Below are 10,530 nucleotides of genomic sequence, written 5' to 3'. Positions count from 1 at the left end.
ATCGACTCAATCCGCTGATCTTCTGGGAGTGGGTCATCGCACACTCGGAGATACCAATAATACTTTGCGAAGGTGAGAAGAAGGCCGCTTGCTTACTAAGTCTGGGGTTTGTAGCTCTAGCACTCCCCGGCATTTGGAACGGGCGAGTTGGCAAGCTGGATTTTGATGAACGGTTGCATCCTGACTTAGTACCATTGGCTCAGGCGGGACGCAAGTTCATTATATTATTTGACTACGAAACCAGGTCAAATACCCGCTGGTCAGTTTTTCAGGCAACGGTTCGTACTGGTAGAGCAATCGAAGCAGCTGGTGGGGAATGCGAAGTGGCATTACTGCCGGGGCCAGAGAAAGGCGTTGATGATTTTGTGGTAGCGCGAAATAAAGATGCGAATGTCTTACTGAGCGCGATCATTGATGATGCCAAATCGCTTAAAGATTACCAGCGCTCGTATCGGGCTAAGAAGTGGGGACTTAGTAAGTACAAACCAGATGTGACAGTCAACGTCAAATATCTCTCCCAAGCCTTGTGCATTAAAGAGCTTGAAGAATGTTCATCCGTACCAGAGCTTTATGAGATTGAAAAGGAAAAATTGTTTACTCCTTCTGTTATCGAAGAAAAATTCAACAAGGAGTCAAAAGATTCTCTTGAAGTTGATTCATACAAATCTCAGAGTCGCTCTACTTTCCGCTTTCCGTTTGCAGGACTTGTGATTTTATGGAGTGACATGGGCACTGGCAAAACTGAACTAATGCGCTGGTGGCGTGACCAAAATCCTTCAGCAAGATTTCTTAACAATGGTCATCGCGTAAATCTCCTGAAAAATCTTGCCGAACGCTTGGGGACTGCCATGTATTCAGAACTTGGTTACGTGGGGTTAGCCAAAGCCACAGCTCTGAGCATTACTATTGACAGCTTGCACAAGCTAAATACCCAATCTCTCACCTACGGCTGCATATTTATTGATGAGGCCTGCCAATACCTCACTCACCTACTACACAGTAATACTTGCAAATCACATCGCGCCGCAATACTGGAAGTACTGGAATATATAGTATACAATGCGCCATTGGTGGTCATCGCCGATGCACACATGGATGACCTGACGGTGGACTTCTTTCGAGCAATGCGTCCATCAGGGGAAATCCCGTACATCATCAAAAACGAGTGGAGAAATGGCTCACGCACTATTCACTGGTACGAGGGGGATAATTCCAGCGCTCTAGTCGCGCAAATCTCGGCGGCACTAATGGCAGGACAGAAAATCATGGTGGTCAGCGACTCCAAGCGTTTCATCAAGAAACTTGAAAAATCACTCTCCTCCAAGTGCGAAGAATCTCCTAACTCTTCCCCGTCTCCTACACTCACAAAATTACGGATTTGGTCTGTGCATTCAGACAACTCCGGCAGCGAGGAGAACATTGCTTTCATCAAAGATATTACCAACGCCGTCAAAAACCTCGATGCTTTACTCACCTCCCCCAGCTTGGGAACTGGTGTAGATATCTCCCAATATCATTTTGATTTGGTGTTTGGTGTTTTTCACGGCGTTTCCCAAACGGCAACCGAATGCGCTCAACAGCTCTACCGTTATCGCCCCAAAGTTCCGTTTCACGTTTGGGTGGCTCCTCGCCCTCCCTTTGGTTACAAAGATACCAACGCCACAAAAATCAAACAGCGATTACTCCAAACCAACGAAATGACTGCTTTTCTGTTGCGAATTGACCGCAAAACAGGAGCACGGGGAGCAGAGAAAGATTGGGCGCTAGAAGCTTACTGTCAAATTCAAGCTAACCGTCACTATTCTCTCAATAATCTCCGGGATGATCTGCGATCGCTGCTTACGGAGATGGGCAATACCATAGTATCAGTGGGCAGTGATGATGATCATGAATCTCTAGAATCTCTAAAAGTTGCGGCATCGGCTTTGGACATTGCCCATTATTCGGCTGTTGCCAAGGCTAACAATATTACCTTGAGTGAATACCGCGCCCGTCAGAGCAAAGATTACCTGACACCCCAGGAAGTTTTTGAATGTGAAAAGTTTCGCATATTTGATTCCTACGGGATGTCCGTTACGCCCGAACTGGTTGAATTAGATGACGGCGGTCGGTTAATTAGAGCGATCGCTTCTCTTGAGGCCATATTATCTGAACCAAGTGAATCGATTGTTGACCCCAAGACTGGACAGCAATACCCCGCACCACCAACAATTGTCACCCAAAAAGACCGCAGCCAACGGGATAATTTACCTTTTAGCTTCGACTGGGGTAATTATTCCGCTCATTGGTTGGCGAGATTTAACTTGGGTTTGCATCACATTCTTAAACAATTGGTAGTCGGAAGCGAAATTACGTCCACTGACTGCGACTTACTAAATATGAGGGCGATCGCAATTGATTGTGCTGCTCACATTAAAGCAATTCTTGGTTTCACAATCCCCAGTAATTGTGAACCAGTTTGGTTGCTGGCCACAATGCTTGAGCAGCTGGGACTCAAGTTAGCTTGCCGCAAGCAGGGGCCACGCGGTGAGCAGGTGAAAATTTATTCGCTTGCTGTGGAGGAATTGGAATTTGCAAAACAAGTAATGGCTCATCGCCAAAACAAACGGGAATTGAGCGCCAATTCCTTCTATTATCAAGCTAAAATCCAGACTGAGTACGGGATTGAGCCGAATAGCTCTCCCGTATCCACCCCCCCCTATATTGCTATAGGGAACCCCCTATCGGGAGGGGTGGATACCACGCAATTCAATGAATCGACTCCTCTACTCGACTGTGTGCAAACGCTTAGAGATGGCATTGCTAAAGGGGTAGATGCGATTAAAGGCATCCTTAAACGCTGGACATCTGATTTGCGCTGGCAGGCGGTGCTGGAATTGGAGGCTCTAGCGGCGAATGAACTGCGCTCTTTGGAGCAGGTAGTACCGGAGTTTTATGCCTTGCTAACAGAAGAGGTGTTGCCGATGGAGGGTTCGTAACTATGCTGACACTAAATAAAGAAGAACCAACAACAGCACTCGACTACGATGTGATCAACAGCAATATCAAAGAAACCTTCACCGCCATCGACCGATTCGAGTCCCAGGCGGTAGACGAAATTCTCCTTATGCGATCGCAACAGGTATTTAAGGATGCTGGATATAACAACTTTGAAGAATACTGCCAGCATGAACTATCTGCTTGGGGTGGGTATCGGCGGATCAATCAGCTGCTAGGAGCGCATAAGGTTATTGAGGCTGCCGGGGAATTTGGCGAACACATCAAAAATGAGCGCCAAGCCCGTTCACTAGCTCGGTTAGCCAAAGAGCCAGAAAAACTTAAGGCTGCCGTAGCTCTTGCACTTGAGGAAAATCCCTCCCCCAGCGAATCGGACTTTGCCGCTGCTGCCAAAAAAGTGGTTCCTTTGCCACTACGCAAAAAAGTTCAGGAACCATTGGTTCCTGAAAATATTGAAAACGTCGCAGCAATCAAAGAGCAGCACAAGCTTGAGTTAGAGCGACTGGAACAGGAATTGAGGATTGGCTTGCAAGCAGAGGCTACTGCCAGAGCCGAAGCACAAATTAAGGAGCAACTGGAGGCATACCAGAAATTACTCCAGCAACAGAAAGAGCAAAATATTCAGTTGCAGCAACGTTTGGATGAGATGGAATCGCTCCGGCAGTTGGAGATTGAGAACCAGCAGCTACAGCAACGTATCCAGGAATTGGAACACGCTGTAGAATCACGACCTGCCCAGCAGTGGGGGAATACCATGACCCAGCAGGCAACCAAAGCTTTAAACAAGCAGGTCAAACAAGCGCTCTTAGAAACTATTGATCTGCGTGAGCTAGCAGTTTCGCCGCCACTAGACAATGCCCAAGAATGTCTGCGGCTCATGGGCATGGCACTGAAGCAGATCGCCACCGCGATGAACAACACCAAAGCGATGGAAGCTGCGGCGATAATCTTGGGCAGTAGTCCTACACCAGAGGCGATTGCCATAAGGACGGAACAATTGCAACCGCTGCCACAGGCGGTTAGCGATATTAGACGGGTGTTGTTAAACCCTGGGTGTAGCTGGCAGGACTATTGGGCAGTGGCGCAAGAGTACGAGGTAATCAAGCAGGACATTAGAGCAGAGTTGACACCACAACAGACAGAGCTAATCGCGGCCCTAGAGAAAGCTGAATCCTCCAAAATTGCAGAACAGACGGTTTCTCACGAAAGTCTTGCCGCATCTGGTTCTTCTAATTGCGAATTGATTGAAGTTGGTTCCATTGTTGCCCACGCTGACCCTTACCGCACTTTATATATGGAGAGGGGGGAAGTCATAGAGGATTTCGGAGAGGAGGTGATAGTGGCTTGGGATCACTGGCGCAATGAGTCTAAGAAAACTGAGAGGTATTTCAAGTCCGAGTTGCGGTTTTGGCAGCATGGAGGTGAGAGATGATGGCGACGGTTAATTAGAGCGATCGCTGAACTTGAAGCTATATTATCAAAGCCCTGCTCAAGCAATGGAGTGAGGATTTACTGTGGCAGGCGGGGCCAGAATTGTAAGCGTTCGCGGCAAATAATTAAGCAATGCAGATTATACTCTTTCTTACTTTGAGCGTGAAAGCTGAACTCTCAAAGCATGAGTGAGAGCCGCAGCCTCGCATCGCTGTTGCTCGGCACTGGCTTAATTCCCTGCGATCACCCAAGGTGTGACTTTGTGATTACTTTTCTCTTCAGTAGTGATCGCAACTTTCCGCTACATTAACTTTTTGAAATTTCATCTCGCACCCATTCCAGATTTTTACGAATAGTAATTGTGTTATGATGTGCAACTCCTAATCTTTGTTCAACAATTCTCAAGGCTTTGAGCAAAAGCGGTTCTGCTTGTGTGTACTTTCCTTGGCTATTGTAGAGTTGAGCCAAGCTGTTGTAACTAGTTGCAACATCAGGATGCTCCTCCCCCAGCAGCCTTTGCCTTAGTTCTAATGCTTTGAGAAATAGCGGTTCTGCCTCTATGTACCTTCCTTGGCTATTGTAGAGTTGACCCAAGATGTTGTAACTGTTTGCGACCTCATAATGCTTCTCCCCTAGCAGTCTTTGCATTAGAGATAATGCTTTGAGGCACAGAGGTTCCGCTTCTGTATACCTTCCTTGTTTTTCGTAAAGTTGAGCCAAGTTGTGGTAAGTGGTTGCGACTGCACGATGCTCCTCTCCCAGCAGCCTTTGCTCTAGTTCTAATGCTTTGAGCAAGACCGGTTCTGCTTCTGTATACCTACCTTGGCTATAGTAGATTCCTGCCAAGTTGTTGTAACTGGTTGCGACATCAGGATGCTCCTCCCCCAGCAGCATTTGCATTAGGGATAATGCTTTAAGGTATATCGGTTCTGCCTCTGTGTATCTACCTTGTCTTTCGTAGATTACTGCTAAGTTGTTGTAACTGATTGCGATCCAAGAATGCTCCTCTAGCAGCGGCCTTTGCATTAGGGATAATGCTTTGAGGTACATAGGCTCTGCTTCTGTGTACTTACCTTGGCTATAGTAGAGTTGAGCCAAATTGTTGTAACTAATTGCAACATCAGAATGCTCCTCCCCCAGCAGCATTTGCCTTAAAGATAATGCTTTGAGCAACAGAGGTTCTGCTTCTATGTACCGTCCTTGGCTATAATAGATTCCTGCCAAGTGGTTGTAACTGGTTAGGACATCACGATGTTCCTCCCCCAGCAACCTTTGCGTTAAGGATAATAGTTTGAGGTACAGGAGTTCTGCTTCTGCATACCGTCCTTGGTTATCGTAGACTAAAGCCCAGTTGTCGTAGAGTTCAGCCAAGCTTTTGTAAGTGGTTGCGACATCAGGATGCTCCTCGCCCAGCAGCCTTTGCCTTAGTTCTAATACTTTGAGGTACAGAGGTTCTGTTTCTATGTACCGTCCTTGGCTATAGTAGAGGAAAGCCAAGTTATGGTAAGCGGTTGCGACATCAGGATGCTCCTCCCCCAGCAGCCTTTGCTCAAGTTCTAATGCTTTGAGGTACAGAGATTCTGCTTCTGTATACCTACCCTGGCTTTTGTAGAGTACTGCCAAGTTGTTGTAACTGGTTGCAACATCAGGATGCTCATCCCCCAGCAGCCTTTGCCTTAAGGATAATGCTTTGAGCAAGAGCGGTTCTGCTTCTGTGTACCTACCTTGTCTTTCGTAGAGTATACCCAAGTTGCTGTAAGCGAAGGCGACATGAGGATGCTCCTCCCCCGACAGTCTTTGCCAAAGTTCTAATGCTTTGAGCAAGAGCGGTTCTGCTTCTGTGTACCTACCTTGGCTTTCGTAGAGCATACCCAAGTTATTGCAATTGCTTGCGACCTCAGGATGCTCCTCCCCCAGCAGCTTTTGCCTTAAGGATAATGCTTTGAGATAGAGAGGTTCTGCTTCTGTGTACCTACCTTGTCTTTTGTAGAGTACTGCCAAGTTGTTATAAGTGGTTGCAACCTCAAGATGCTCCTCTCCCAGCAGCTCTTGCTCTAAGGATAATGCTTTGAGGTACAGAGGTTCTGCTTCCATGTATTTTCCTTGACTTCTGTAGAGTAGAGCCAAGTTGTTACAAGTGGCTGCAACCTCAGGATGTTCTTCCCCAAAACGGGCTTTTAATGCTGATATGCATCCTTCATACCAAGGTTCTGCTAAAGTATACAACCCCTGTTCCTGATAAAATCTACCTAAGCCAACAAAGGGCTGGCTTAAATTTTCATTACTAAGTACATCAGTTAGATTTTGTGCTACCTCCGCCAAATGCGGTATTGCATCTTTTAATAATTTAATGTTCTCTTGAGTAAGTGGAGGAGAGATTGTTTGGGCAATTTCTACAAATGTTTTCACAAAAGCCGACTTCAAATCATAAGCTTGTTCTGAGAGTGCTAGCTTGACTTTTAAAAACTCCCGAATTAAAGGATGTATTTTGATTTTATAGTTTCCATCCGTATCTTCTACCCATTGAATCAAATTACGTTCATATAATTGCTCATTTGCTGTATCAGCATCACTCGCCACCCATTTGAGTGAACCAACTGTAGATTCTACCCACTCCCATATAAAAATCCCTGGAGCAAATAAACTCAACAATATTGCAACATTTTGAGTTCTATGTTCCAGCTCCAGCCAACTTAACTCAAATGCTGCTAATACCCCTCGCTGTGCTGTACTTAAAGTTTTTTGTAATTTTTGCTGCTCTACATTAAGCGCTTCATCTTTTAATTGCTGCTCTTTTAGCCTCTGCAACATTTTTGCTATAGTCCAATTGGGAGGCTTTTTTGCTATATACCCCCCTACCAATTCCAACCCTAACGGCAAATATCCCAACCATTCACATAACTCTTTGGCTGTCTCTAATTCACGCTTGACTTTTGTTTCACCCACTAAGGCTGTTAACAACTGCAAAGCTTCTGGTGCTGACAGCACATCTAGAGGTATCTCATAAATATTCGAGTCTAAATTTCGTCGCCGCGTTGTGATCAGTACACGAAAACGGTTACTACTCGGCAAAAACTCCCGACAACTTTCTAATTCTGTAACATCGTCTAGAACTACCAACACTAACCCTTGTTGCGGTCGCCAGTTTCGCCAACACCAAGTTACCTGTTCACTCAGACTTAGCGCCTCTCCGTTCACATTCTGCTGCGGTACTTCTAATTTCATTTGCTCACTAGCAAACTGCACAACTTGTGCTGCTAGATTTAATTCTCTTGCACTTAACCAACAAATGCCTCCTGAATAATCTGCTTCATATCTTCGTGCATACTGTGTTGCTAATTCCGTTTTGCCCACTCCTCCCATACCTGACATAGCAGATATTGCTACTACACTTGATTTGTGCAACTTTTCACTTACTATCCTCAGTTCTAGCTCTCGCCCTACAAAGTTGGCAGAACCTTGAAATAAAATATTATTTGGGGGATTTTCTTCAGGCGACTCAAAGATAATATTATTATCCTTAATAATCGGATTTCCGCCTTTTATATTGATACCTTGCCAGTTTTCATTAGTCATTTGTTACCAAAATTGAAGGTATTGTTGCTGATAGTTGGCTTTCCGCCTTTGATGTTAATGCCTTGCCAATTTTCAATCACAGTTGTCAAACGCTTTTCAACTTCAGTATTCTCCTTTACAGTTTGATTTACATCATTTCCTAATGCTTGTACTGCTGCTTTAATTTCCGGGTCTTTAGCTGCGGCCTTTTTCACTTCTTCCACCAAGACAGCTTCCCCAATATCTTCTCTCTCATCAGGCACTAAAGCTGCACGTCCTGCTGCTGCCGTTAAGGTTTTGGCTGTGTCTGGCGATTTCTGCTTTATCAGTTGCATCAGCCGTTCCGAAGCTATATCAAAAGTTTTGTCTGTTGACCAGTCAATCAGTTTACCCACCACCCATGTTGTAAAAGCGATCGCACCCGCTGTTAGTGGCTCCATGTACTATCTACCTTCTTGAGCAGCATATTTTACTGAATATACATGGTTTCTCTAAGAGATTCCGTAAATTCACATAATTTTTTGATTACACCAAATCTCCATTACGTGTAATGCAGACACAGTTGTTTTAAATCACGTTTTCAACATCATTTTTTTACCGCCGCCGTCTCTGATTAGGATCTGTCCCCAACTTTTTCTCAACCCGTTGAAGCTTGGCATTACTCCAATCAGTATTCTGCAAAATTTTCTGTAGAGACTCGGTAGTTTCAATAGGAGTAGGGATTGGGGTCATGTGTGAATAAAACCAAAACAGAATAAAAAATGAGATCGGAGAGACAAGCCAGATAATAAAAGCTCTACCCTAACCTTTAACGACCGATTCCACGTCTTTTTGGTTCAATAGAGAAATCTTCGCCTGAATCTCGTTCAATTGTTCTTGCAACGGTTGGCTCAATGTCTCTGGTTGCTGTGGGGAAACATTGCTCAAATTGGCTGAGAGTTTGGTTAAGTGAGTCAATTGCTCTAGCTGTTGCTGCGACGTTAGATTTAATGCGCTCAAGGCTATCCCTAGCTGATTGCAACTGGTCGCTAGATTTTTGATGTTCTCCGTGTGGTCGGCTTGGGTCTTCAATTGCTCAGTTTTTAGTTACAATTTGGCTTGGCTGTATCTGTTGTACTCTCCTTATATGCTCCACTTTATAACAAAGAGCGATCGCGCTGAGTGCTGATTGTCGGCCCGCAAGTTGCTGTTCACACGTGCAACTGGGGGCAAGTCGAGAGTTTTGCTGCGGCAGTATTTGGCTATTCGAGTGGTGAATGGTCAGAAATTGGTAGATTTCCGCAGAGCAAACTGCGTAAATGTCAAAGATCCATTAAGTTTAAAGCACTGCTGTCGTTGGGTCTAGCTTTGAGGTAGCGGTCAGTAATTGCCAGGTTGGAGTGACCCAAAGTATCTTTTACCAGTACAGGGTTGGTTCCTCTCTCAATGGCATGTGACCCGTGGGCATGACGCAACCAGTGAGCTGACACTTTATCACTTAGTCCAGCAACGGCTGCGATCGCTTTCACTATCGGGTGTAAATTTTGGCGCTCCAAGTGTCCACCCTTTTGACTGGAGAAAACTGCATCTGTAGCACTAGCATCTGACTTAAACTCCATTAGTTCAGTCCATAACTTCGGCTTGATGAGGATGGTACGGTTTTTGCTGCCTTTAGCTTTTCGCACGTACACCTGACCACTTTCGTTTCTGGGAGTTAAGTCTGCCCAAGTTAACTGACAGATTTCGTTGGCCCTAAGCCCTGCTTGGTACAGCAGCTTAATTATCAGTAAATTTCTTTTAGCTGTATATTGTCGCTTAGGAGTTGTGGCAAGTTCTAGATGTTTTTGTGCTGCCCGCACCATTAATTTGATGTCTGCTTCGTCTAAATAGCGTTCATTAATGACATCCGGCAGTTCACCCAGCTTTATTGCCATACCAACATTAAAAGGGATATATCCAATTTTGTGAGCGAAACTAATCAGGCTTTTGACTGCGGCAATGTAAATTCGCCGGGTACTGTCAGCTTGCCCCTGGAATTGTGTACTGTATTCCACCAAATCTTCATAAGTTACTTTCTTGAGGGGCTTGTCCAAGAAATCTAAGAACCGCCTAATGTAGCGCCGATATGCCTGGACAGAAGAATCAGCTTTTCCATCCAGCCATAGCGCAATCAACTTCGCCTCTGCCTGCACTGCCCCAAGAGAAGCGATCGCCTTGCGGTACTTGTTTATGTGGACAACAGAGAGCGTCATTCTTATACTCCCTAATTAATCAGACACAAGCACAGTTTCGTCTGGTTTTATAGTGTCTGATTTTTATTCTCCCTCGTTATGGGCATTCCAACTCACTTTATTTAATTGACTAATTTATGTAATTTTGCTTGTAGTCGGTCAATAATGCTGAAGCTTGTGCAACTATGTATACAAGTATGGAGATAGCACAGCAGCCCACAAAAGACAAGTTTTCTTACCTTATGTACTAGATGTTCCCTTAGTTTCGGGCTGTAGGACGTAATAGTTTATTAAACCGATGTTGTCTATTGGAGATAGCTTTGCCAAAGAAGATACT

At 45.1% G+C, this 10,530-nt stretch carries 7 protein-coding genes; 2 read left to right on the top strand and 5 right to left on the bottom strand.

The window, feature by feature from the left end:
- Both FNW02_RS36160 and FNW02_RS36155 read left to right on the top strand, forming a co-directional pair.
- Window positions 1-2,978: plasmid replication protein, CyRepA1 family (locus FNW02_RS36160; protein ID WP_191762306.1), on the top strand; the 2,978-nt coding region annotated here is incomplete at its 5' end.
- 2 nt (window positions 2,979-2,980) lie between these two features.
- Window positions 2,981-4,429: a hypothetical protein gene (locus FNW02_RS36155; RefSeq protein WP_191762305.1), complete on the top strand. Its 1,449-nt coding sequence runs from the start codon at window positions 2,981-2,983 to the stop codon at window positions 4,427-4,429.
- A gap of 305 nt (window positions 4,430-4,734) precedes the next feature.
- Here the strand turns inward: FNW02_RS36155 and FNW02_RS36150 are convergent, their stop codons facing one another.
- The 5 genes from FNW02_RS36150 to FNW02_RS36130 form a co-directional block, all read right to left on the bottom strand.
- On the bottom strand, window positions 4,735-8,004 hold the full coding sequence (locus tag FNW02_RS36150; RefSeq protein ID WP_191762304.1) for a tetratricopeptide repeat protein: 3,270 nt from the start codon (window positions 8,002-8,004) through the stop codon (window positions 4,735-4,737).
- On the bottom strand, window positions 8,001-8,423 hold the full coding sequence (locus tag FNW02_RS36145; protein ID WP_191762303.1) for a hypothetical protein: 423 nt from the start codon (window positions 8,421-8,423) through the stop codon (window positions 8,001-8,003). Before FNW02_RS36145 ends, FNW02_RS36150 begins: the two co-directional genes overlap by 4 nt.
- Before the next feature lie 154 nt (window positions 8,424-8,577).
- Window positions 8,578-8,715 carry a hypothetical protein gene (locus tag FNW02_RS36140; protein WP_191762302.1) on the bottom strand — a complete coding sequence of 46 codons (138 nt, stop codon included), beginning with the start codon at window positions 8,713-8,715 and terminating at the stop codon, window positions 8,578-8,580.
- A 69-nt stretch (window positions 8,716-8,784) separates the two neighbouring features.
- Entirely contained in the window at window positions 8,785-8,982 is a 198-nt protein-coding gene (locus FNW02_RS36135; RefSeq protein ID WP_191762301.1) for a hypothetical protein, read from the bottom strand.
- 302 nt (window positions 8,983-9,284) lie between these two features.
- Window positions 9,285-10,214 carry a tyrosine-type recombinase/integrase gene (locus FNW02_RS36130; protein WP_191762300.1) on the bottom strand — a complete coding sequence of 310 codons (930 nt, stop codon included), beginning with the start codon at window positions 10,212-10,214 and terminating at the stop codon, window positions 9,285-9,287.
- Window positions 10,215-10,530 lie beyond the last annotated feature (316 nt).

Origin of the sequence: Komarekiella delphini-convector SJRDD-AB1 (genome assembly GCF_014831675.1) — a bacterium.
GTDB lineage: Bacteria > Cyanobacteriota > Cyanobacteriia > Cyanobacteriales > Nostocaceae > Komarekiella.
This window is presented reverse-complemented; position numbering and strand designations above follow the sequence as displayed.

Coding starts and splice junctions, on each gene's coding strand:
- FNW02_RS36150 (WP_191762304.1), bottom strand. CDS start 8,004: ATGACTAATGAAAACTGGCAAGGTATCAATATAAAAGGCGGAAATCCG.
- FNW02_RS36140 (WP_191762302.1), bottom strand. CDS start 8,715: ATGACCCCAATCCCTACTCCTATTGAAACTACCGAGTCTCTACAGAAA.
- FNW02_RS36145 (WP_191762303.1), bottom strand. CDS start 8,423: ATGGAGCCACTAACAGCGGGTGCGATCGCTTTTACAACATGGGTGGTG.
- FNW02_RS36130 (WP_191762300.1), bottom strand. CDS start 10,214: ATGACGCTCTCTGTTGTCCACATAAACAAGTACCGCAAGGCGATCGCT.
- FNW02_RS36155 (WP_191762305.1), top strand. CDS start 2,981: ATGCTGACACTAAATAAAGAAGAACCAACAACAGCACTCGACTACGAT.